Origin of the sequence: Paenibacillus lignilyticus (assembly GCF_017942085.1) — a bacterium.
Classification (GTDB): Bacteria; Bacillota; Bacilli; order Paenibacillales; family Paenibacillaceae; genus Paenibacillus_Z; species Paenibacillus_Z lignilyticus.
The window spans coordinates 120,877-144,377 of sequence record NZ_JAGKSP010000008.1 but is presented as its reverse complement, the minus strand read 5'-3'; the positions used below and the strand labels follow the sequence as shown (position 1 = coordinate 144,377).

Below are 23,501 nucleotides of genomic sequence, written 5' to 3'. Positions count from 1 at the left end.
GCGCATTTTGAGAAACGCTGAAATGAAATGGAGTCATTGATTTCCTAACACAATTAGGGGGAATTTATGACATTCGGCAAAATGCTTGTATGTAATTGGAGAATTTTTTTTTGTAATCATTCGATTTTTTCGAATCGGAAGCCGGATTTACGAATGAAGGCTTGTTTTGCTACAATTTATGGTAACAATGAAAGAGGTAACTATCGATAAAAGGAGGAGGAGATAACCGATGACAAAGCTTCGTCCGTACCTCTATTGCGAGGATGCGAAAGGCCAGGCGAGCTTCTATGTGGAGGCACTTGGCGGCGAAATTATAAGCCAGCAAACATACGGTGAGATGATGCCGGGCGCTGCCGAGGGCGACAATGACAAGGTTATGCATCTGGTGCTGCAGGCGGCAGGGCTTCTCTTCTATATGGCGGATGCGGGACCGATCCAGCGCGGCAATGGCATGGACCTCACGTTGGAGTTCGAGACGGAGGAAGAAGCGGAGGATGCCTTCAACAATCTGTCGGGGAACGGCGGCACAGTCATCATGCCGTTTGAGCGGATGTTCTGGGGGAGTATGTTCGGCCGAATCGAGGACAAGTATGGCGTCCGTTGGCAAATCGCCACACAGCCGGGCCATTAAAGAGAGAGAGCCGCTTAAGACATGGCGCGTTGGCGCGGTCTTGAACGGCTCTCTTTTGCATAACTAGTTATCAAGCTTCATTAAGCCATCCTCGAATGTATAGGCCAGACTGAGCTTATGAATGTGCGAGCCGTCCTTGGCGCTTGATTCGTAGATCGTCAGCACGCCTGTCGGACTGGTGGGTGCTCTCGAGAGCGTAACGGTAAACTCGAAATCACCCCATTCCGGCGCTCCTTGATCAGCCATGACATTTCCTTCGGCAAGCACGTTGTGTCCATCCTCGAACGAATAACCGAACGCCGCTTCGAAGACGCGAGCCTGCCCTTTTACGACAAATGACGTACCGACAACGGTCCCTTCGGCCGGCTCATAGACTTTGAACGCTTCATTGCCGGCTACGACCTTAGGTGATTTCGATTCCGAGTTGTTGGAGGCTATATTTCGATTGGTTTCTTGCTTGGCAGGCGGTTCGCCGCCGGCCGCCGAGCTCGACACATAGACGTCGTGCTTTCCGCATCCCGCGGCCATCAATAGTGCCGCGAGAGTCAGGAGCAGGATCGATTTAAGGTTCATACGGAATCATCTACTTTCTGTGAGCATGGAAAGGATATTTTCATGCTTGATCCTTGTTGCGCTTCTCAATTTATTATACGCTTGAGGAAACAGCTTGAATCAGTCCTTACAAGCAGCACGGATAATATTCGTATAAGCGAGGAGAGTGAACCTTCATGTTCGAATGGCGGCGGTTGCTTCGATTCAACCGATACATAGGCAATGGGCAAGAAGAAATCGACTACCAGTGGCCCTCTGCAAAGCTCCCTTTCATCAGTATTCGAACAAGCGTCGGCAAAGGCAAACCTAAAGTCGCGATCGGCATCATCGCGCTCGGTGACGTGGCGATTGGGCTGGTGGCGGGCGGGGCCGTTTCGGTCGGCATTATTTCCGTGGGAGCCGTGACCGTGGGCTGGCTGCTCGCGCTTGGCGCTGTGGCTATGTCGGGCGGATTGTCTGCCGGGGCAGTTGCCATTGGGGAATTGGCAATTGGGGCAGTGGCGATCGGCCAGTCTGCCGTCGGGGCAGTAGCGATCGGTCAAAATGCGCTCGGAGCCGTGGCCATCGGTGAGCATGTGCTTGGCGCGGTTGCGATTGGCGAGCGAGTCTACGGAATCGTCGCCATTGGTGATCATGGATTTGGCCTTGTGCCGATTGTGGGCGATTTTATCAGATGGGTAGCCGGCCTGTTCCGCTAGGTTTCAACGGATTTCGGCTTTGTGCTACAATAATAGACAGCATGAGCGTACAGAGGAAGGTGTAGGATGAATACAGTCAATATATTGGGCGTCCCGTTCTCGAAGCGGACGCTTTCGGATACGGTGGCGCTCGTACAAGCGCAGATCGCGGCGAAGGATCAGCCGTTATTTCATCTCATTACGGCCAATCCGGAGATTGTCATGGCAGCACGGTCGGAGAAGCAGCTGCAGACGATCGTGGACGAAGCGGATATCATTACGCCGGACGGTATCGGCGTGGTGCTAGCCGCGAAATGGCAGGGCGAGCATATCCCGGAGCGTGTAACGGGCTATGATTTGCTGATCCGGTTGTTCGAGGAAGCTAAGCAGCATAACTTCACGCTTTATATCGTTGGAGCGGACGAGCAGACGAATGCAAAAGCTGCTGAAATCATCGCGGGCAAATATCCCGGCGTCACCATTGTCGGCCGACATAACGGCTTCTTCAAGGACGGGCAGGAAGAAGCGCTTGTTGCCGATATCGGACAGAAGCGCCCGGATGTGCTGATCGTGGCACTCGGCGCTCCTAACGCCGAGCGTTGGATCTTCAAGCACAAGAGCCGCTTGCATGCGAAGGTGGCCTTCGGTGTCGGCGGCAGCTTGGATGTCATCGCGGGCAAGGTGAAACGCGCCCCGGTGATCTGGCAGAAGCTGAACGTCGAGTGGCTGTACCGACTGCTCAAGCAGCCGTCCCGCTGGCGCCGCCAGCTCGTACTGCCGAAGTTTGCGGTGACGATACTGACGAACCGCCGTCGTTAGAACCAATAGAGAGCCGTCTCAAAAGTGTGCATCGCGACCTTTGAGGCGGCTTTTCTCTATGCAGAGCGGCTATCTCGTTCGCAAAGCACGGGAATATGCTACTGCCGCTGCCGTGGTTTCGCGCTAACGAATTGTACAGGTCTTATTTGCTCGAAAATAACCCCTTTTCGAATCTAACGAATGGTGGAAGCCTTATTTAGGGAAAATGGGACGGCAAAGGGCATGTCTTGGCTAAATAAGACCTGTAGGATTCGTTAGAATTTCAAATCGAGCAATTTTGCGGTAATAAGACCTGTAGGATTCGTTAAAAATTCCGATGTGCGTGAGCGTAGGGATCCGCAGCGATTGTCGCATGATCGGAGGTTGGTCAGCGGGCAGCAGGCAGTAAGTAGCTGGCGGTTGATCGGCAGACAACGGTAAGCGGGCAGCAGGAGATTGGAAATTGATTGGTGAGCATCGCGCGGTCAGAGGTGAAGGTTAGTCAGCAGGCAGCAAGTAGTCGGAGGTTTATTTGCAGCATCGCGCGGTCAGAAGTTGGAGGATGGTTAGCGTTTAGCAGGCAACAAGTGGTTGGTGGTTAATCGGCGGCCGGCATGTGGGTGGAGGTGGTCAGCTGCGGCGGACAACAGGAGGTCAGAGGTTAGAAACTGATCGGCGGTCAGCGTGTAGCAGGTGGGTGCCGTTAAGCGGATACGCTCCGCGGCTGGTCGGGCAATGCAGCATGTGTCCGTGTCTGGGAATCGTCGCCTCATGCGGCGGTTCCCAACCGTGCACAAAAAAAGTGGCTGAGCGGGGAAGTCCCTGTTCAGCCACTCTTTGTCACATCACTTAAGCCGTAGTCGGCGGAACGAATGTCCGCTGCGCGAACTCGTTATCAAGCATGAAGAAGGCATTGCTGTCGGTGTCGATACGCTTCAGCTTGTTGATGATGCTGTCGAACATCGACTCTTCTTCTACTTGCTCATCGATGAACCATTTCAGGAACTGGATCGTCGCATGCTCGCGATCATTCATCGCAAGGTCGGACAAGTGGTAGATCCGCTTGGTGACTTCCTGCTCATGCTGGTAGGCATGCTGGAAGGCATCGAGGATGGAACTATATTCATTGTTAGGTGTGCTCATGCCGATTAGGGTGACGCGTTTTCCGCGATCGTTCAGATACTTGTACATCTTCATCGCGTGGAAGCGTTCTTCTTCGGCTTGAACAATAAAGAAATTCGCAAATCCATCGAGGCTTTCTCCGGAACAGTAAGCGGCAATTGCCAAATAAACGTGCGCAGAGTAAAACTCGAAATTCATTTGATCGTTCAAAGCTTGGCTGAGTTGGTCGTTCATCATCGGCCGCACCTCCCTTTCCACAATATATTATAAAATAAAAAGAGACTAAGCGCCAAACTCCGCTAAGGAGTATGGACTACTTCGTCTCCTATATTACCATACTATGCCATATCAGCCTATCCGGTGTTTGAGCTTGGCATACAACACTTCTGCTGTCGGGGCTACAACGACTTCCGATTTGCCGATCATCACCATACATTGCTTGGAACATAGCTTGCAGTTGCTAAGGCAGTCCTTCTTCTTCTGCTTCAAGTCGGGGAATTCTTGCTTTAAGGTTTTAAAAACAGACTTGGAGCCGTGCTTGAAGTTCCGGCAGCAGTACTTGATCTTTTTCATCCGCCTTGTTCCCGACCTCTCTGGATGGTGTTGTCGTGCTCTACAACAATGATAGTAATTCTCATTCTCACTGTCAATCGTTTCTTGCAAGGTCTTGTCCAAAATCTTTACTTCACTCGACCGCTGGCATATGATGGGAGCAATAAAACCAACTGGATGAAGGAGTACATAACGAATCATGAGTACAAATGGACAACAACGCGCGGCGATCCGTCCGGGGCTAACTGTAGATATTGTGTTGAAGAAGGATCAAGCAACGGGCAAAACGACCCGAGGCGTCGTTAAAGATATTTTGACGAATTCGCCCAACCATCCGCATGGGATTAAAGTGCGACTGCAAACCGGTGATGTCGGCCGCGTAAAATCAATCGTAGAGGGGCCATAACGCCTATGATATTCAGCGATTTAACGAATTGGGAGCGAGAGCGGGATACGTTCCCTGCGCCGGTGCGCCGCGCGATCGAAAGGCTGCAGCAGACCGATCTGGATGAGCTTCCTGCCGGACGGCACGAGTTTGGCGAGCCCGGTATGTTTCTGCTCATTAATGAGCCCGTTACGAGAGATTGGCGCGAAGTCAAACCGGAGACGCACAGGCTGCATACGGATATTCAGCTGCTGCTGAGCGGCCGTGAGCGGATGCGGGTAGCCAAGGTTTCGGAGGAGCAGGTCATCACAGACGACCGCTATGAGACGCAGGATATTGCTTTCTATGATGAAGTCCATAACGAGAATGCGATCGATATGGTGCCCGGTGATTTTGTTGTCTTGTTTCCGACCGATATTCACAGGCCCAACTGCTCGGTAGAACAAGATATTCCGATCCGCAAAGCAGTCGTCAAGGTACATCGCGATCTATTTGCAACACAGCAGCAAAATGAGTAGGATTAGAGAAAACAAGCGCTTTCTAAGAAGATGCGTACGCTATTGCCCGAAATAGGCCATGCGGCCTCTTCTTGAAACAGCCGGAAATAAAGGAGCTGCGTCCACATGAGCTTTCTCCCCCAAACATTCTCTCTCCCTCACGTGGCGTCCATTGTGATCACGCTGCTATCAGGCGTTGCGGTCATGTTCCTGCGATTGCGCGCGAGCAATCGGCCGACGACGATGCGCAAAATCATTGTTCCGCCGATCGGCATGTCGACCGGCTTTCTGATGTTTGTCGCGCCGGTTACGCATGTGCCGTGGTTATGGGGCATTGCCGCTTTTGCCGTCGGCGCGGTATTGTTCGCTTATCCGCTCATCCGTACCTCGAAACTGGAGAGGGTTGGGGAAACGATCGTATTGAAACGGTCCAAAATGTTTATCTTCATTCTGCTCGGCCTTCTTATCGTGCGCCTGCTCGTTCATAACGTAGTGGAGCAGGCTGTCAGTATCCCGCAGACGGGGGCGCTGTTCTTCGTGCTCGCTTTCGGGATGATCGTAGTCTGGAGAATCGCCATGCTTCAATCGTATCTTAAATTAATGCGACGGAGGTAAGCTGACTGATGACGATGCCTGAATCGTTAAGACGAATGTTCGATCTGTGCGCGGCAGGAGAGACCCCGATGGTGGAAGAGCTGCTTCGGCAAGATGCGGATTTGGCAAAATCGAGCTGGGGGTACTTCTCGCCCCTGCATGTTGCGGTCCGGGAAGGCCACCTGGATACCGTAACGCTATTGCTACGCTATGGCGCTGATGCTGCGGACAAGCCTGTTCTAAGCTGGCAGGATTCCCTGCCGCAGATGGCGCAGGATCGCGGATACGTAGCTATCGCCGAGCTGCTTCGCGAGCATCTTCAGCATACCTATCAGGTGCAGCCGATCGGCGATGTAACGGCAGGGCTTATTCGCGCCTACGACCGCGATGAGCTGTTGGCATGGTTCGAGCAGCACCCGGAAACGATCCACGCAGGTGATGAACGGGGCAACACGCCGCTTCACTGGGCCGTTTTGACACGGCAGACGGAGCTGATCGACCTGCTTCTGGCGCGAGGCGCGGATATTCAGGCGCAAAGAGCTGACGGGAGTCAAGCTGTTCATTTGGCGATGGAAGGCGATTATTTCTATAGAGGCAACCGCGACCTGCCAACGAATACGATACGTGATCAACGTTTCTTGCTGGGGTATCTCATTGGAAAAGGAACCCCTTTTGATATTTTCATCGCGTCTGCCGTAGGCGATGCAATACGAGTGAAGGAACAACTGGCACAGAATCCGCAGCTGGCTAATGCAAGAGACACTTCGGGTAGATCGGCTCTCTACTATGCGGCCAAGCATGGTCATATAGAGGTTGTGCGCAGCCTGCTGACCGGCGGCGCAGATCCGAACCTGCCTGAGCGAGATGCCTCAGGCGGAGCGGCTCTCTATGCGGCGGTCAGAGGGGATCATGCCGAATGCGTGAAGCTGCTGCTTGCGCATGGAGCGAATCCGAGCGCAGAGATCGAAGCATCCGGCAACGCCGTATATGCCGCGATGCAGAAAGGCGCGCAGGAGCTGCTTGAGCTGCTCTATGAACATGGCGGGACCGTGACGATGTCCGGCGCCTGTGCATTGGGCCGCATCGATCTGGTCGGCGAGATGCTCGCGCTCAATCCGGCGGCAGCCAACGATGGCGACTATGGACCGCTCTCCCAGGCGGTGAGCTGCGGCTACGCCAACATCGTGAAGCTGCTGCTGCGTCATCATGTCGAGCTGAACGGGCCTTGGTACGCCAGCAATCACATGGTGTACGCCTGCAATAACGAGATGGTCGAGCTGCTGCTTCGCCATGATGCCGATCCGAATGTGCGGAATTGGCTCGGTATCAGCTATCTGCACCTGACTGCGAAGAAAGGCGACACCGAACTGGCCGATTTGCTGCTTCGCTATGGCGCAGATCTTGATGCTGTCGACGAGGAATATAATACGACTCCGCTGGGTTGGGCGGCCAAGTACGGGCAGGCGGAGATGGCGGCGTATCTGCTTCGCAAAGGAGCGGCAATAGAACCGGCAGATGTGCCGGAATGGGCGTCGCCGCTTGCCTGGGCGAGACGTCGCGGGCATCAGGCGATCGCGGATTTGCTTCTGTCCCACCGGAGAGGCGCGGTGTAGCAGTTGACAGTACCTGCGGCAACTGGTATTCTAACGACATCAATTGCATGCAATTTAATTGTGTTATTCACTATAGATTGGCTTGCTAGCCTAAGCCGCAGAGAGGAAGACTGCAATGGAAAAAGGTGCTCAGCTGGAGCTCGACAATCAGCTCTGCTTCGCCCTCTACGCCTGCGCCCGCGAAGTAACGAAGCTGTATCGCCCGTATTTGGATGAACTGGGCATTACGTACACCCAGTATGTAACCTTACTTGCGTTATGGGAGAAGGACGGCGTACCCGTGAAGGAGCTGGGAACCCGGCTGTACCTGGATTCCGGCACGCTCACGCCGCTCCTGAAGAAGCTTGAAGGGATGACGCTCATTCGCCGGGAGCGCGATCCCGAGGATGAGCGCAGTGTTATCGTCCGATTGACCGATCAAGGACGCGAGCTGAAGACGAAGGCGGTAACGATTCCGGAGCGCGTGTTTTGCCGGACGAACATGCCGGGAGAGGAAATTAACCAGCTTCGGGAACAGCTTCGCAAGCTGACCGCAGCCGTTCATGAGCAGTCCTGCGGTCAGTTATAAGCCTAATAAGATAGAAGAAGACCCTTTCAGCGCTGCGGCAAGCAGAAGGCTGAGAGGGTCTTCTTTTTTTATGGCTATAGAATCGCGGCCGCGGCGATTATTTCCCGGGAAACGGGCAAAGAGCGTTATGCTTCCCACCAAGAAATGTTGGCGAAGGAGGTAAGGGTGCCCGCTACGGTGAGCGAGCTGCTGACCGTAATGGAAATGCTCTGATTCTCCGGTACGATTAGTCCGCCAACATAGTCGAAAGAAAACATGCCGGGGTTGAGCGGCAAAGACAGAAAGGCCGTCCCCCCGGAAGCCGCACTCGTGGAAGAGCGGGCTGTCATGACGCTGGTGGCGGCATTGCCGAACTGCGTATTGAAGGGAGTCAGGGTGGAGGGGGAGCTTATCGTGGCTGCCCTCGCCATCGTTAAGGAGCCGCTGAAGGAAGAAAGTAAGCTCAGGCCAACGCCGACGCCGCCTGTAATGCGAGAGACATAAAGCGTTCGGCCGCTGGCATTGGGATTGGAGACTTGAAGGGTTGCGGTAACCGAACCCCCTAATATACTGAGCGTTGAAGAGTTATTGAATGTTGCCATAAATTCACGCGCTGACACTGCCGCGCCATAGTCGGGAGGCGTGTTGATCCCCGGCGACACGTACGTATTGGTCAATTGACCGAAGAACCTGCTGTTCGATTGGTCGAACACGAAATGATTAGGCATCGAGCCTACACCTCCCACCAGGTCAAATTTATCGCACCCGTCAAGGTGCCTGTACCCAGCGTGACGGAGATGGTTTGGTTCGCCTGAACGATAAGCGAGCCTGTGAAATCTACGTCGAACAGACCGGAAGTCACCTGCATGACCATGCAGGTGGTCGGGGAGCCGCCGAGCGAGCCTGTGTTTTGCTTCGTGGTCGCAACGCTTGTCGTGGAGCTGCCGAATAAAGCGTTAAAAGGGGTAGGCGTCGTACCGCCGGTAATCGTTCCCCCCGATGCAATCGTTAAGGTTGCCGCGGCCGTTGTGCCGCCTGTGATCCGCGAAATGTACAGCTTCTTCCCGCTGCCGTTCGGATTCGTTGCCTGGAGCAACAGGGAACTGCCCGAGCCTGCGCTTGTGCTGCCGGTGTTCAGAATAAAGAGAAATCCGCTCTTGGCGGCATCGGCCTCCGGACCTTCGTTTACACCCGGCGAGGTGTAGGGGTTATTTTGCTGCATATAGATGGGGTTATGTTCGGTATTAAACACATTGTAATTGTTCATGCAGCACCTCTTGTCGGCGGAGTTATAGACTCGCACAGCTATACTTTCTAGCATTATATGGAGCGGGCGCGCAGCTTGCCCTAGTTTAGTATGGATTTCGATAGAAAAGGCCGATGCCCACGGCTTCAAGGACAGTCGCCGTTTCATTCCTTGCCGGAAGTACATAGAGTACAGAAGCGTTATTGCTAAGGGGAAGATGTCATGAGCAGCAAGCACTCGCGGCGCCGTACCAAGGGAAGCAAGCCTCTACTTCTTCCATGCTCCAAGCGGGACGGTGTATATAACCAAAGCGACCGACAAGCGACAGGCAGCAAGAAGTGCCGGCCCTCCAAGAAGGGGGTTTTTTCGGAGCGCACATTTATGAATGTCGAAACGACGGACGACTTTGTGCCATTGCCTTCACAGGACACATCCAATAAAGCGGTCTATTCGTATGCCATTGTCAATGATGGCTGCGAGCCTGCATCGGTTCAGCTTGAGATTGGTCCTAATGGGAGGGATTATGTAGTCGAAACGGAAGGAGTTGTGCAGATAAAAGGGATGGGCGTCATCGTGCCATCCAGATTTCTTCGGTATGCGCGGCTTGCGGTCAAGTCGGAGCAGCCGGGTAAACCGACTAAGCTTTGCATCTATTTTCAATCACAGAAGGCAAGGTGAAGGCGAGGACTGCAGAAAGCGCTGCAGGCTATTTTGGGAAAAGAAAGAGTGAACAGCGATGCCGAACTTTTCAAGCTTTAACCCGAATCCGGACAACCTCCGGACGTTGATATTTGGTCATGATGACACCGAAACGGCGAGAGCGGTAGCAACCGATTCGGCTGGTCATATACTGAATATTATTTTGGACGGTACCATCAGCAGCATCTCCGGGGTCACCATCTCGGGCGGAACGGTTTCGGTGGGTACCATTGATAACCTGTTAAACGGTACGATCACGAGTGTGATGGGAGCGACCATTACAGCCGGAACACTGACGAATCTGTTGAACGGTACGATTACCAGCGTGCTTGGCGCAACGATTACGGCGGGAACGCTGACGAACCTGTTGAACGGTACCATTACTAGCGTGATGGGAGCGACGATCACCGCCGGAACGATTAACAACCTGTTAGACGGTACCATCACCAGCGTGATGGGCGCAACAATTACAGCGGGAACGCTGACAACATTGACGAACCTGTTAAACGGTACGATCACGAGCGTGCTTGGCGCAACGATTACGGCCGGAACGCTGACGAACCTGTTGAACGGTACCATTACGAGCGTAATGGGAGCGACGATCACCGCCGGAACGATTAACAACCTGTTAGACGGCACAATCACCAGCGTGCTTGGCGCGACGATTACGGCAGGAACGTTAACGAACCTGTTAAACGGTACCATCACCAGCGTGATGGGAGCAACGATCACCGCCGGAACCTTGACGAATTTGTTAAACGGTACAATTACAAGCGTAATGGGAGCTACGATTACAGCGGGTACATTGAGCAGCGTAACTTCGATTTCGCAGAAGAGCTTCATGGAGCAGTCCAACGCACTGCTTACAACGTCAACCGCCTATACGGCATTGAATGCCGTGACCACCAGCGTGCTTGGCACGTATTCGTTCTTCGTCTACAACCGTGGACCTAATAAAGCCGATGCTCGCGTGGAAATCAGCGCCGACGGTTCCAACTGGTACGCGGATGTCGATACGTCGACGGGGATTTCCGTAGGCAGCGTAGATGTTCTTGTGCCGCAGCGGTTTCTCAAATATACGCGGCTCGCTTACAAATCAGCATCTGCCGGAAATCCAACGACGATCGATGTATTCTTTAACGGCCAAGGCACTTAATGCAACGAACGGGAGTGTGATCGCATGCTGCTCGGCATTCATGTCCTCGCTTGCAACGAAGAGGACGTTCTTGGACGCTGTCTTCAAAGCGTGCAGGGGCTTGCGGACGAAATCATCGTTACGGACACCGGCTCTGTGGATCGTACGGCCGCTATTGCGGAAGCGTACGGGGCAAGGGTTATTCAGCAGACGTGGGAGGATGATTTTGCTGCGGCTCGGAATGCCGGGCTGGATGCGGCTCGTACGATATGGGTGCTTGTCCTGGACGCCGACGAGTATCTTGGGGCGATTGTGCAGCGGACAGACCTCCGGGAGCTGCTGCGCAGCGCGCATACGGACGCCTTCCGTGTGACGATTGAGAACCGGTACGGCGGCGAGACCGGCGAGACGGTCAGCCATGAAGCCGTGCGGTTGTTCCGAGTGGATCGCGGCATTCGCTATCAAGGCGTTATTCATGAGCAGCTTGTCCATCCCGGCTCCGGTCCCATTGCCGTCGATGGACAACTGTGCAAGCTGACTTTGGAGCACGACGGGTACATGCCCGAGGTTATTGCTCGCAAAGGGAAGGCCGAGCGGAATTTACGCCTTATTGAGAAGGCGCTGCTGATGGAGCCGGACGACCCGTTTCATCTCTATAACAAAGGCGTTACGCTCTGCCAATTGCATAAGCCAAAGGATGCCTGTACGGCGTTCTCTTTGGCTTATTTGTTTGCGCGCGCGGAAGCGCCGTATCGCCCCGTGCTGATCCGGGACTGGGCGAAGGCGCTGCTTGCGCTGGATGACTTCGGCGGAGCCGCCGCGCTGCTGCATCGCGAGGTAGACCGCTATGCGGACTACCCCGACATGCACCTGCTCTACGGCGACAGCCTGATGCGCCAGCGGCGCGTCATGGAAGCGCGCAGCGCCTATGAGACGGCGCTGGAAGCGGGGGCGGCGGGGTCTGCCGCCGCCCGGTATGTGGTGGAAGCAGGCGCGGGGACGTATCGCGCCCGCTGCGGTTTGGCCGCGGCCGAGGCGGCGCTCGGCCGGGGGGATCGCGCGCAGCGCTTGTACGCGGCGGCGGCCCGCGAGGCGCCGCGGTATGGCCCTGCCCTGGCCGGCTGGGCGGAGCAGCAGCAGGCCGCGGGCGAGCGCGATGAAGCCATCCGCGCAGCGCTGGCTTCGAGCGTGGGGCTTGCGGCGCCGGGGGATGTGGCGCTGCAGGCCCGGGTGCTTGGCGGCATAGGCGCGTATGCCGCCGCACTGCCGCTATGGCGTGCGGCGCAGCCGCTTGCGCCGGCGGACGCGCGCGCGTACGCGGCGTGTCTGGTCGGCGCCGGGCACGCGGGCGAGGCGCGGGCGGTGCTGCTGGGAGCGCTGGGGGTTCGCGCCGCGGATGAAGGTAAGCCGGAGCATGGGGGCCGCGTGTCTCTTGTTACCGAGGCTGTGGAGCAACGGCAGTCGTTGCTGTCATCGAGGGAGCCGTACTGGCCGGAGCTTTGCATGGATACGGCACTTTGCTGCTGGTGCGAAGGCGAGGCGCTCGATGAAGAACTGCGCAGCTGGCTGCATGGCAGCGCGGATTCCGGTATGCAGCAGTTGGAAGCGGCACTGCTTGCTATGGATGGGTTCCTGGCGGGAACGGTCAGCGGATTGGCGATACGGGCCGACATTGCGAGTCTGCTGCTGGAGCGCGCGCTTCGGCTGGGCATGCTGCCATTGGCGGGCAAGCTCAAAGAATCCGGCACGGAGCTGCGCGAAGGGTATGCGGAACAGTTATACCTGAACGGCTATACGCATGCGGCAGCAGGTCTGCTGTTATCTGCAATGGAGAGCAGGCAGCTGCGTGCGACGGAGTTATTTTGCCTGGGCGAGATTCTCTATGGGAAGCAGCTTTACGGCGAGGCATTGTCCTTATTCGAGCAGGCGCTGCAGCATGGTGCGCCGCCGGAGCGGGCGCGGTTTGGCGCAGCCGCTTGTTCGTTGTCGCTGGCAAGGGAAGCGCTGCTGCCGTGGGCGACGGCTGCTTCCGCGCAATCGCAGCAGTTTGGCGGCGGCTGGCCGCATACGGATTTGGAGCAGATCGGCACGGCGTTGACCCGTGTGCAGGCAGCAGGCTGGCGGACGCGGTTCAGTGCCGCGCAAAGGAGGCGGGCCCATGTCCAAATCGGATAAATCAAAGCCTCTGATTTCGCTGTGCATGATCGTCAAAGACGAAGCTCGCGATTTGCCGCGCTGCCTGCAGAGCGTGCAAGGCATCGTGGATCAAATAATCGTCGTGGATACGGGATCGACGGATACTACGATTGCCATTGCGCGGAAGTATGGCGCGAATGTAGTGCGAAGCGAGTGGACGGGGGATTTCGCGGCTGCGCGCAATAAGGGGTTAGCCCGCGCCAAAGGCGAGTGGGTGTTGTTCCTTGATGCGGATGAGGAGCTGGACGAGGCCACGGGGAAGCAGCTTCGACTGCTGGCTCGGGAGTCGGAGATTACGGCTTATTTTCTAAACATCTGGAATTACATGAGCGACGGCCGGAGTGAGGGAGCGACCATTAACCCCGTGCTTCGCATGTTTCGCAACGACGCCCGCTATCGCTTCGAGGGGCGCATCCATGAGCAAATTGCCGGTCCGATTACGCGGCATACGCCGCTGGCGAGGTTTCATCTCAGCGATGTGATCATTCATCATTATGGGTACAAACGAGAGGTCGTCGCGTCCAAAAACAAGCTGCAGCGCAACCGAACCCTGCTGGAGCAAGCGATCAAAGAGGATCCGGATAACCGCTTTAATTGGTATAACCTTGGCGTGGAATACTTTCGCGGCGGTGAAGTGGAGGAAGCGGTTGGCGCTTTTCGCCGGGCAAGAGATGGCATTGAATATGCGTCAGTCAGTTACGCTCATCTGCTCGTAAAGCATGAGGTTCACGGCCTGCAGGCTCTGCGAAAATGGGAGGAAGCGTTGGCGCTGCTGGAGGACAGTCTGGTTTGGTATCCGGATTACCCGGATTTGTGGCATGCCAAAGGCGTCAGTCTTGCCGTGCTGGGCAAATCGCGCAAGGCAGCGGAAGCGTTCGCGGCGGCTATTCATATTGGGCGTGCGCCGGCGATCTATCATACGGAGGATGGGATGGGCTCCTATCAATCCGCTTATTGGCTGGGCTCCATGCATGAAGCGGAGCTTGATTATGAGACGGCGGCCCACTGGTATGCGGAAGCGGTTCGGTATCGAGGAAGCTTGCTGTTGCCGCTTCAGCGATTATGCCATATGATGCGCATTTCGAGCAGACCGGAGCAGCTGGCTGCTTTTGCAAGAGACCGGTTTATTGTGGATTCGCCGCAAGCTGCGGTGAAGCTGGCCGGTGTCATGCTGAATAACGGCTGTTACCGTGCCTTGCAGCTATGGCTGGATCAACGGCTTGCGGTGGCGACAGACGAGGAACGTGCCGCACTGAAGCCTTGGAAGGCATTAGCGGAAGCATGCGTGCGGATGGAGGAAGGGCTTGGCCCGGAAGGGACGGCGGCTCCGGCGGGCTTGACGCTTGCGGCGGAGGAGCTTATGGCTGCTGCGTCATGGCTGGATGAGGCCGGAGGAGACCGGCCGTATCCGTCGGCCGGAGCTGTTCGCTGGCTGCCGCTGCTGCTGCGAAGCAGCGAGGCCATGCGGGAGAACTCGTCCGCACAAGCCGAGGGGGCCATTGAGAAGGTGAGGTCAGCGATCGGACAGCATTTAGATGCGAAGCCGCCTGCGGCCTTCGACGGCTCGGGCTCCGAGAAGGCGATTCGGGCTTCCGTGCAGGCGCTGTGCGGGCTGGCGGATTATCATTTGAGCCGGCTGCAACGGCATGATGCTTCTTCGCTAAAACAAGCGGTGGAAAGCATTCGACTGCTGCTGCCGGCAGGAAGTGATTATTCGCGATGATTGTGCAGCGGGATGGGTTTGATGAGAGGAGCAGGATGGTGCTGCCCGTTTCCTTATGTATGATTGTGCGGAACGAGAGCCGGTTTCTGGCGGACTGCCTGCGCTCCGCGGCGCCGTATGTCGCGGAAATGATCGTTGTGGATACCGGCTCCACGGATGATACGATCGCAATCGGGGAAGCTTGCGGTGCTCGAATGCTTCGGACGGCGTGGACGGATGATTTTGCCGCTGCTCGTAATATTTCGCTTGCCGCGGCTGGGCAGCCGTGGATTCTGGTGCTCGACGCCGATGAGCGGCTAGCGGCAGCCTCCGTGGAGAGGTGGGCAGCGCTGCTTGCCGACCCGTCCAAGTGGGGTTACTATGTCAAGCTTCATAGCTGGGTCGGAAGCAGCTCGGTGGCTGGCTCCATGAGTGTTGTGACGGATGCGGTATGCAGGCTTTTTCGCAATGATGAACGAGTGCGTTTCCGCGGCATTATCCATGAAGAAGCGGCATCGAGCTTGATCGAGCTCGGGGGCGAGGAGAGCATTGGGCATGCAGCCGGTATTGAGATCTGGCACGAGGGCTATCGGGATGAGATTATTGCAGAGCGTGGGAAGTATGCGCGGAATGGGCGGCTGCTCTCACTGGCTTTGGCGGGTGAACCGAACGATCCGCTTCTTCGCTATGCGGCGGGAACGGAATTGTTTACGGCGGGCAGATACAGCGAGGCACTGACATGGCTTGAGCCCCTTGTGGAGGCGGCCATCGTGCAGGATCAAGGCTACGGCTCCGATCTGCTGCTCAAAATCGTTCACGGCTGCAGAGCCGCGGGGCGATTGCATGATGCCGCGCGTTACGCCAAGGTTGGCATATTGCGTTATCCGGATTTTGCGGATATGCATACTGCGAGAGGTGAGGTGCTGCTTGATCTCGACGACGCGGAAGCGGCACTGGGGTGTGCGGTTGCTGCGGCGTCCATTGGTAAGGTGCCGCCACATTATTCGACTGCCGAGGGAGCGGGCACCTATCGCTCGCGCTATATAGGAGGCGCTGCGCTGGAGCGGCTTTATCGGTTCGATGAGGCGGCGCAGGCGTATGTTTCGGCTCTTGCACATAAGCCGGATTACCGGCCGGCTTGGCAGCGGCTGCTGCTGCTGGGACTGCTGCATGCCCCGATTCGGTTATATTGGCGGCAGGCGGGGGAATGGCTTAGTACCGCTGCCGCTTTAGAAGGCGGCGGGGCGTCTGCGGCAGGGGATCGGCACCTTCTAAGTGAGATGGAAGCGATACTTAGTGATCTTGGGTTGCGCGAAGAGGAGATGGCGTCTATTTGGCCACTCTTGAGAGGTATGCTCTCGGGTTCGGAATTGAGGCGGGGTACTGCTACTTCTGCTGTGGCTGCTGCTGTGAGGCCGCTGCTCAGAAGCGTTTGGCTTGTTCAGCAAGGGGAAGCGCTTGCTTCGCTTGAGGCATGGGGCGGCCCGGCCATTGCGATGTCGCGGTCGCCGGTGGCCGAGGCGCAGCGCAGCTTGGCGGCCGGTTGGACCGCGGCAGTGGGCGGCGGTGGGCGGTCAGCGGCGAATGATTTTGCTGCCGCAGCCGTGGGCGCGCGCCCATGGCAGCAGCGCGCCGCTGCGGCGGGGCTCGCCGCAGTGTTTGCCGCGCAGGCAAGGGCATATTGCGGCGCGGACCTGCTGCCCGAGCTCCGCAGCGAGGAGCTGCTGGAGCTGCTGCTCGGGACTACTGTGCTTGAGAACTAAGTCTCTCGCCGGCCATTCGCTAGTCGCACAGAGGTCGCTGGCTAGTTCGCTCGTCGGTCGCTTGCTAGCCGCACAACAGTCGCTCGTTAGTTTTCGCTCGTCGGTCGCTTGCTAGCCGCACAACAGTCACTCGTTAGTTTTCGCTCGTCGCACAACAGTTGCTTGCTAGTTCGCTCACCGGCCGTTCGCTAGTCGTACAGCAGTCACTCTCTAGCTCCTCGACTGTCGCTCACTAGTCTCCTAATCATTCAATCTTCATCCGCCACTCGCCGCTGCCTCCGCAATTTCGTGATAAACATTTATCCAGCCCTTCGCCACTCTAACGAATCGTAGAGGTCTTATTTTGTGGAAATGGGCAACTTCAAAATTCTAAAGAATCACAGAGGTCTTATTTAGACAAATTAGGCAGAAATGCACGGGTTTTGGAGTAAATAAGACCTGTAGGATTCGTTAGAATTTCAAATCGAGCTTTTTGGAGCAAATAAGGCTCCTACGATTCGTTAGAATTTGGGGGGCGAAATTTCGGCGGTTGCTCGGCAGTCGCTCGATAACCACTCGATAGACGATCAATAGCCCTCAATAGCCGCTCAGAATTCACTCGACAGTTACTCAGTAGCCCCCAATAGCCCTCAATAGTCACTCAGCATTCACTCGATAGTCCCTCTATAGCCCTCAAAAGTCGCTCAGTGGTCACTCGATAGCCCCTCAATAGCCCTCAAAATCGCTCAGTGGTCACTCGATGGTCCTCAATAGTCACTCAGCATTCACTCGATAGTCCCTCAATAGCCCTCAAAAGTCTCTCAGTGGTCACTCAATAGTCCCTCCATAGCCCTCAAAATCGCTCAGTGGTCACTCGATGGTCCTCAATAGTCACTCAGCATTCACTCGATAGTCCCTCTATAGCCCTCAAAAGTCGCTCAGTGGTCACTCGATAGCCCCTCAATAGCCCTCAAAATCGCTCAGTGGTCACTCGATGGTCCTCGATAGTCACTCTGCAGTCACTTGATGGCCCCGAAACAGTCGCACGGCGGTCGCTTGATTGCACCATAGCAGTTGTTCGATTGCACCACAGCAGTCGTTCGATTGCACCACAGCAGTCGCAGTCGTTCGACCACTCACAATACAGACCCCCCTCGCCGCCCCTCCATATTCTCGCAATCAACACTCTCCAGCCCTTCGTGCCCCTCAATAGTCTCCGGCCAGTCACTTTGCAGTAGCCTGCCGCCAAGTTTTCCCGGTTACTTCAGTTTCTCCCCAGCCCTTCGTCACTCTAACGAATCGTAGAGGTCTTATTTCGGGGAAATGGGCACCTTCAAAATTCTAACGAATCACAGAGGTCTTATTTAGATAAATTAGGCAGAAATGCATGGGTTTTGGAGCAAATAAGACCTGTAGGATTCGTTAGAATTTCAAATCGAGCTTTTTGGAGCAAATAAGGCTCCTACGATTCGTTAGAATTTTTTGGGGGATTTCGGCGGTTGCTTGGGGGCGCTTGATACTCACTGGATAACAGTCGCTCGATAGCTCGATGCTCGATAGCTCGATGCTCGATAGCCGATAGCTCCATAACTCAATAGCATCCGCGTGATAGCTCCTCGTCCATCTCGTGAACCATCGGTTGGCGGGGAGGGGCGGGAATAAGGATCGGAGTTGGACAATCACCGTAAAAACAGCAAATGAGGCCCTGCGGGGGATGATTTGTACCCCTGGAATCGGACAATTCGTACGGTTTTTGACGGAAGTGTACCTATCTCCGCCGTGAGCGGTTCTTATATAATCGGTCGTGTGGAAAGCGCTGTCATACATATTTGAGCCGATCGTTATCCGCTGCTGGAAGCCTGGCGGCGATTTTTTTATCGAGGGATAAAAGCGCTTTCAGATCGGCTGTACGGTTGTCGTCGTTCATGCAGAGTGTCATATCGGAAGAAAGGGGGAATGGGCAGCGTCCGCTCGCCGTACATAACCGCGGATGAATGCCGTCGGTACAGCAAGAGCCTATTTTCTAATGACAAAGGGGACTGAATGGAATGAAAAGCAATTCGCAGCGCCGAAGAAAAATCTGGCTGAGCCTTCTCTTAGCCATTATCGCCGTCGCGCAGATCGGCTATGTGCCTCCGCACGCCAACGTGGCGGAAGCGGCCGACAACGGATTAGCGTTGAAGCCGTACATGGGCTGGAGCAGCTACAGCATGCAGGTATATGACGGTCCGTCGGGAAATTGGATTTCCGAGGCGAAAATCAAGCAAATGTCCGATGCGATGCACGAGAAGCTGCAGGCGCACGGTTATAACTATATAAATATTGATGCCGGCTGGAACGGCAGCATGGACGAATACGGACGTCCCGTTCCGAGCACGACGCTCTATCCGGGCGGATTCGAAAATCTCGTCAAGTACGTTCATGCCAACGGACAGAAACTCGGGATTTACATGATTCCGGGCATCTCTCCGGCGGCCATTAATTCGCCGACGCCGATTCCGGTATACGGCACGACGGATTGCTTCGTAAACGATATCGCCGTAACGCCTCACACGACGGCGGATTACTGGAACATTGGCTACAAAATTGATTTCAGCAATCCGTGCGCGCAGAAATACGTCGATTCCGTCGCGGACCAGCTGGTTGCGTGGGGCGTGGACTTCGTGAAGTTCGACAGCGTTACGCCGGGCTCCGGTCATAACGACACGTCGATTGACTCGCGGGATGATGTCAAAGCGTGGTCCGAGGCGCTTAGCAAACGCCAGATTTGGTTCGAGCTTTCATGGGCGCTCGATCATAACTACGTGGATTTCTGGAAGAAATACGCAAACGGCTGGCGCGTAGACTGGGATGTGGAATCCTACGACCGAGAAGTCGGCATGACGCAGTGGGCCAATATTGCCCGCTTGTTCCCGGATGCCGCGCTGTGGTGGCGGGATGCAGGTCCTGGCGGCTGGAACGACTTCGACTCCCTCAATATCGGCAACGGGATGACATCGGGGCTGACGAAGGATGAACGGCAGACGGCGATGACGCTGTGGGCTTCATCGTCGGCACAGCTCTATACCGGTGACGATCTCAGCAATCTGGATGATTATGGGCTAGAGCTGCTGACAAACGACGAGGTAATCGCCGTCAATCAGGCGGGACGTCCGGCGCATCCGGTGTCCATGTCTACCAATCAGCAGGTATGGTATGCCAATAACGGCGACGGCACGTACACGGTCGCATTGTACAATCTTGGCAATAAGGCAGCTGCGGTAAAAGTGAACTGGAAGGATATCGGCCTCACCGGCGCTGCATCCGTCCGTGATCTGTGGGCGCATAAGGAATTGGGCCATTTCGAGACGGGCTTCGGTCCGGTTGCGCTCGAACCGCATGCTTCGCGTTTGTTTAAGGTAACCGCGCAAGCCGGAACGTCGCTCGTAAACAATGACGACACGGGCATGCGTTATACGGGGACATGGACCCGCAATGGCGGCAAAGAGCTGGCAGGCGATGCGCAAGATCTGTCCATCGCGGTGACGGATTCGTCCGCCTCTCCGATACCGAACGTAACGCAAAGTAAGGATAACGGCAACGACACACAGCCATCCGGCTCGGACCTTGGCCTCGCGGCGGTATCGCATTCGGTCATTATCAACGACAATGATGCAGCGATATCCTATTCCAACAAGTGGGGCTACAGCAGCGGCAGGAACGGGCTGTCCGATTACATGAACGACGTCCATTACGGCGAGCCCGATAACGGAACGGAGCCGGAATTCAATTATACCTTCAACGGCACCGGCATCGAGCTGTGGTCCGAGAAGGGCGGCAGCAACGGCAAACTGGACGTATATGTCGACAACGAAGCGGTCGTAACGGTGGATACCCAAGGCACGCCGCAGGCAGGCCAATACGCCGTCTTCAGTAAGACCGATCTGGCACCAGGCGCACATACGATTCGCGTCGTGCGCAACAACAGCGGCCAATATTACTTTATCCTCGATGCGCTGAAGGTCACGACGGATTCACTCCTTGACCAGCCGTCCGCATCCAGCTTCAGCAAGGACGTTCCTGCTGATATTACGGTCCATCTGCCGTATGGAGCAAGCTCGCTGACGGGCATCAAGAACGGAGCGGCACCGCTTGCGGCCAATACCGATTATTCGGTTAACGGCAGCGACGTGACGATCAAGCAAAGCTATCTCATGCAGCAGCCTTCCGGCCAATCGGCCGTGCTGAATTTCGGCTTTGCCGGCGGCGATTCGCAGTCGATATCGATCGCGGTTACAGGTACATCGCTTAGCCCATTATCGGCGACCTTTGATTTGAAAACATCGGCCCAAGCCGACGTCACGACGACGCTGACGCTTGGCGGCGGCAACAGTCTGACCGCGATCAAGAACGGAGCGGCAGCGCTGACGGAAGGTACCGATTACACGATCGCAAGCGGTCTTGTGACCATTAACAAGTCGTATTTGAAGCAGCGGTCGGTCGGCGTGACGAACCTGACCTTCGAATTCAGCGCGAGCAGTCCGCAGACGCTGGCCATCAACGTCATCAATTCATCTTCGCCTGGACGCTATGCGATGATCAACGATGACAACCCGGATATTAAATTTACGGGCTCTTGGAACCGCAGCACCGGTCGCCCTTTTGACGATTACAACAAAGACGTGCACTATCTCGAAACGAACGGCGGCTTCTTCACTTATACGTTCAACGGCACGGGCATTTCATACATTACCGAAGTCGATAAAGGCCAAGGCGATGTGGATATATACATCGACGGCGCGTTCGACAAAACGGTCAGCACGTATGAAGCCAATGCTAGCAACAAGCCGCAGCAGGTTGTTTATTCCGTCTCGAATTTGACGCCGGGCATCCATACGCTGAAAGCGGTCAAGAAATCCGGCCAATTCATGCTGCTCGATGCATTGAAGGTGCGTTTAACCGATTTGCTCGATGTTTCCGCAGCCGATTTCGACAAGAACGCCTCCGCGCAAGCCGACGTGAGTGTGAACGTTCTTGGCAGCATCGGCAGCCTCAAGGAAATCTCAAACGGCGCGTACACGCTCATTAACGGCACGGATTATAGCATTACGGGAAATGAAGTCACCATTAAGAAGGCATACTTGGCCGCTCAGCCGGTCGGTACGACGAAGCTGACGTTCGCATTCAACGGAGACAATGCCAACGATGTGCACGTGACGGCTGACAACGAAGATTACTTCCAATATCAGTTCAAGGGCACGGGGGTGGAGCTGTTGTCCCCGACAGGGCCGGAGCAAGGCAACATGGCTATCTTTATTGACGGCGAACTGAAGGGGGCGGTGAGCGCGAATACGGCAACCCGGAACTCGATGACCAGCTTGTTCAGCATCTCGTCGCTAACAGACGCCAAGCACACGCTTAAAGTCGTCAAGAAATCCGGCGCGCTCATGCTTGTCGATGCGCTCAAATTCAACGTATCCGCGAATTCCGGTCCCACTGGTCCGGTTCCTATCGGGAACGGCGGCGGATACACAGATCCGGGCGCAATCAACGTCGTGCATTCGACACTGCCTGACGGTACAGTCAAGGACGAAGTGAAATTATCCGGCGACAACGCGAAAGCGTTAATCGACAAATCCAAAGCAGCAGGCGACAAATCGGTCATCATCTCGGTTCCGGCATCGAAGGACGAGGTTTCCCTGACGAGCATCACATTGCCAATAGAAACGCTCGGTCAGCTCGCGGAGAGCGGACTCGACGTGAAGCTGGAGACGAACGGCGTAACGGTTCAAATTCCGAATGCGTCGCTGAAGGACTTCAAAGACGATGCTTACTTTAACCTCGTTCCCGTGAAAGCGGCGGATAAGGGGAAGGAGCTTGAGAAACGCGCAAATAGCGCGATGATCGTGATCGCGGCAGCCGGCGGCAGTCAAGTGACGCTGCTTGGACACCCGGTTGAAATCGAGACGAATTTGCAAAATCGCGAGGTAACGCTTGTCCTTCCAATTGAGGATGCAACGATCAGCGAAGAACAGCTGGAGCGTCTTGGCGTCTACATTGAACACAGCGATGGCACTACTGAGTTTAAGCCAGGTAAGCTGACGACGGTTAACGGCGTACGCAGCATTCAATTTACGACGAATAAGTTCAGTACGTTCGCGCTCATGAAGATCGCAGGCGATGCTCCAGTCTTCGCGCACGCGCCTTACGTGAAGGGCTACGACGGCGGTTTGTTCAAGCCGAACGGCAGCATCACCCGCGCGGAGATGGCGACAATTCTGTCCCGCGCCGCGACACAATCCGATGCAGGGAGCAGCCTTACGTACACGGACGTTAAGTCCGGATATTGGGCAGCCGACGCGATAGCGAAAGTGACGCGTTTGGGATTGATGCATGGTTATGCGGATGGCAGCTTTAAGCCGGAGCAGCCGGTAACCCGTGCCGAGATGGCTGCGATCACGGCGAGCTTCGCTCCGAAGGATCAGGCTGGGGGAGCGGGTTATTCGGATACGGACGGCCACTGGGCTGAAGCGGCCATCAAGACCGCTCAAAGCGCAGGCTATCTAAAAGGCTATGCTGACGGCACGTTCCATCCGGGCAGCACGCTCACGCGCGCCGAAGCGGTAACGGTCATGAACCGCGTACTTGGCAGAGGCCCGCTTTACGGAATCGCGCATTCCCCATGGAAGGACGTTCCGGATAATCATTGGGCAGCCGGCGATATCGAGGAAGCCTCGATCAGCCATCAATACCAGCCAAGAACAAGCGGCGGCGAGCAGGCTGCGGAATAACTCACTGCTTGGCATAGTAGGCATCAAATGAAAGGAGGCAGCC

General features: G+C 55.7%; 20 protein-coding genes. 14 read left to right on the top strand and 6 right to left on the bottom strand.

Features of this window, described 5'->3' with window-relative positions:
- Positions 1-229: 229 nt before the first annotated feature.
- Complete coding sequence (locus I8J30_RS19590; protein WP_210660961.1) at positions 230-631, top strand: VOC family protein; 402 nt, start codon at positions 230-232, stop codon at positions 629-631.
- Positions 632-694: 63 nt separating this feature from the next.
- On the opposite strand, the gene I8J30_RS19585 is transcribed toward I8J30_RS19590, so the two are convergent.
- Positions 695-1,204 carry a Gmad2 immunoglobulin-like domain-containing protein gene (locus I8J30_RS19585; RefSeq protein WP_210660959.1) on the bottom strand — a complete coding sequence of 170 codons (510 nt, stop codon included), beginning with the start codon at positions 1,202-1,204 and terminating at the stop codon, positions 695-697.
- A gap of 155 nt (positions 1,205-1,359) precedes the next feature.
- Between I8J30_RS19585 and I8J30_RS19580 the strand changes: the two genes are divergently transcribed.
- Positions 1,360-1,881: a hypothetical protein gene (locus I8J30_RS19580; RefSeq protein WP_210660957.1), complete on the top strand. Its 522-nt coding sequence runs from the start codon at positions 1,360-1,362 to the stop codon at positions 1,879-1,881.
- 66 nt (positions 1,882-1,947) lie between these two features.
- Positions 1,948-2,679, top strand: a complete 732-nt coding sequence (locus I8J30_RS19575) for a WecB/TagA/CpsF family glycosyltransferase (protein ID WP_210660954.1) — start codon at positions 1,948-1,950, stop codon at positions 2,677-2,679.
- An 828-nt stretch (positions 2,680-3,507) separates the two neighbouring features.
- On the opposite strand, the gene I8J30_RS19570 is transcribed toward I8J30_RS19575, so the two are convergent.
- Together I8J30_RS19570 and I8J30_RS19565 are read right to left on the bottom strand one after the other, a co-directional pair.
- On the bottom strand, positions 3,508-4,014 hold the full coding sequence (locus tag I8J30_RS19570) for a ferritin (protein WP_276316165.1): 507 nt from the start codon (positions 4,012-4,014) through the stop codon (positions 3,508-3,510).
- A gap of 114 nt (positions 4,015-4,128) precedes the next feature.
- On the bottom strand, positions 4,129-4,353 hold the full coding sequence (locus tag I8J30_RS19565; RefSeq protein WP_210660950.1) for a DUF1450 domain-containing protein: 225 nt from the start codon (positions 4,351-4,353) through the stop codon (positions 4,129-4,131).
- A 178-nt stretch (positions 4,354-4,531) separates the two neighbouring features.
- On the opposite strand from I8J30_RS19565, the gene I8J30_RS19560 reads away from it, so the two are divergent.
- The 5 genes from I8J30_RS19560 to I8J30_RS19540 all read left to right on the top strand — a co-directional run bounded on the left by I8J30_RS19560 (position 4,532) and on the right by I8J30_RS19540 (position 7,989).
- Positions 4,532-4,738 carry a YwbE family protein gene (locus tag I8J30_RS19560; protein WP_210660948.1) on the top strand — a complete coding sequence of 69 codons (207 nt, stop codon included), beginning with the start codon at positions 4,532-4,534 and terminating at the stop codon, positions 4,736-4,738.
- A 5-nt stretch (positions 4,739-4,743) separates the two neighbouring features.
- On the top strand, positions 4,744-5,235 hold the full coding sequence (locus tag I8J30_RS19555) for a NanQ anomerase/TabA/YiaL family protein (protein WP_210660946.1): 492 nt from the start codon (positions 4,744-4,746) through the stop codon (positions 5,233-5,235).
- A gap of 105 nt (positions 5,236-5,340) precedes the next feature.
- Positions 5,341-5,829, top strand: coding sequence for a CcdC family protein (locus tag I8J30_RS19550; RefSeq protein WP_210660944.1), 489 nt, complete (start codon positions 5,341-5,343; stop codon positions 5,827-5,829).
- An 8-nt stretch (positions 5,830-5,837) separates the two neighbouring features.
- The gene (locus I8J30_RS19545; RefSeq protein WP_210660941.1) at positions 5,838-7,421 is read left to right on the top strand and encodes an ankyrin repeat domain-containing protein; all 1,584 of its coding nucleotides are present in this window, start codon (positions 5,838-5,840) and stop codon (positions 7,419-7,421) included.
- 115 nt (positions 7,422-7,536) lie between these two features.
- Complete coding sequence (locus I8J30_RS19540) at positions 7,537-7,989, top strand: MarR family winged helix-turn-helix transcriptional regulator (RefSeq protein WP_210660940.1); 453 nt, start codon at positions 7,537-7,539, stop codon at positions 7,987-7,989.
- 125 nt (positions 7,990-8,114) lie between these two features.
- Here the strand turns inward: I8J30_RS19540 and I8J30_RS19535 are convergent, their stop codons facing one another.
- The gene (locus I8J30_RS19535) at positions 8,115-8,696 is read right to left on the bottom strand and encodes a hypothetical protein (protein WP_210660938.1); all 582 of its coding nucleotides are present in this window, start codon (positions 8,694-8,696) and stop codon (positions 8,115-8,117) included.
- Between the two features lie 5 nt (positions 8,697-8,701).
- Positions 8,702-9,235: a hypothetical protein gene (locus I8J30_RS19530; protein WP_210660936.1), complete on the bottom strand. Its 534-nt coding sequence runs from the start codon at positions 9,233-9,235 to the stop codon at positions 8,702-8,704.
- A gap of 201 nt (positions 9,236-9,436) precedes the next feature.
- Between I8J30_RS19530 and I8J30_RS19525 the strand changes: the two genes are divergently transcribed.
- The 5 genes from I8J30_RS19525 to I8J30_RS19505 are packed head-to-tail and all read left to right on the top strand — an operon-like array spanning position 9,437 to position 16,709.
- Positions 9,437-9,892 carry a DUF6385 domain-containing protein gene (locus I8J30_RS19525; protein ID WP_210660934.1) on the top strand — a complete coding sequence of 152 codons (456 nt, stop codon included), beginning with the start codon at positions 9,437-9,439 and terminating at the stop codon, positions 9,890-9,892.
- Positions 9,893-9,950: 58 nt separating this feature from the next.
- Positions 9,951-11,069 carry a DUF6385 domain-containing protein gene (locus tag I8J30_RS19520; RefSeq protein WP_210660932.1) on the top strand — a complete coding sequence of 373 codons (1,119 nt, stop codon included), beginning with the start codon at positions 9,951-9,953 and terminating at the stop codon, positions 11,067-11,069.
- A gap of 24 nt (positions 11,070-11,093) precedes the next feature.
- The gene (locus tag I8J30_RS19515) at positions 11,094-13,223 is read left to right on the top strand and encodes a glycosyltransferase family 2 protein (RefSeq protein ID WP_210660930.1); all 2,130 of its coding nucleotides are present in this window, start codon (positions 11,094-11,096) and stop codon (positions 13,221-13,223) included.
- The gene (locus I8J30_RS19510) at positions 13,207-14,967 is read left to right on the top strand and encodes a glycosyltransferase (protein ID WP_210660928.1); all 1,761 of its coding nucleotides are present in this window, start codon (positions 13,207-13,209) and stop codon (positions 14,965-14,967) included. The genes I8J30_RS19515 and I8J30_RS19510 overlap by 17 nt, the downstream gene beginning before the upstream one ends.
- A complete protein-coding gene (locus tag I8J30_RS19505) occupies positions 14,964-16,709 on the top strand; it encodes a glycosyltransferase family 2 protein (RefSeq protein ID WP_210660925.1) in 1,746 nt (581 codons plus the stop codon). The genes I8J30_RS19510 and I8J30_RS19505 overlap by 4 nt, the downstream gene beginning before the upstream one ends.
- A 987-nt stretch (positions 16,710-17,696) precedes the next feature.
- On the opposite strand, the gene I8J30_RS33770 is transcribed toward I8J30_RS19505, so the two are convergent.
- The gene (locus I8J30_RS33770) at positions 17,697-17,828 is read right to left on the bottom strand and encodes a hypothetical protein (protein ID WP_276316159.1); all 132 of its coding nucleotides are present in this window, start codon (positions 17,826-17,828) and stop codon (positions 17,697-17,699) included.
- A 908-nt stretch (positions 17,829-18,736) separates the two neighbouring features.
- On the opposite strand from I8J30_RS33770, the gene I8J30_RS19500 reads away from it, so the two are divergent.
- Positions 18,737-23,458 carry a X2-like carbohydrate binding domain-containing protein gene (locus tag I8J30_RS19500; protein ID WP_210660923.1) on the top strand — a complete coding sequence of 1,574 codons (4,722 nt, stop codon included), beginning with the start codon at positions 18,737-18,739 and terminating at the stop codon, positions 23,456-23,458.
- Positions 23,459-23,501 lie beyond the last annotated feature (43 nt).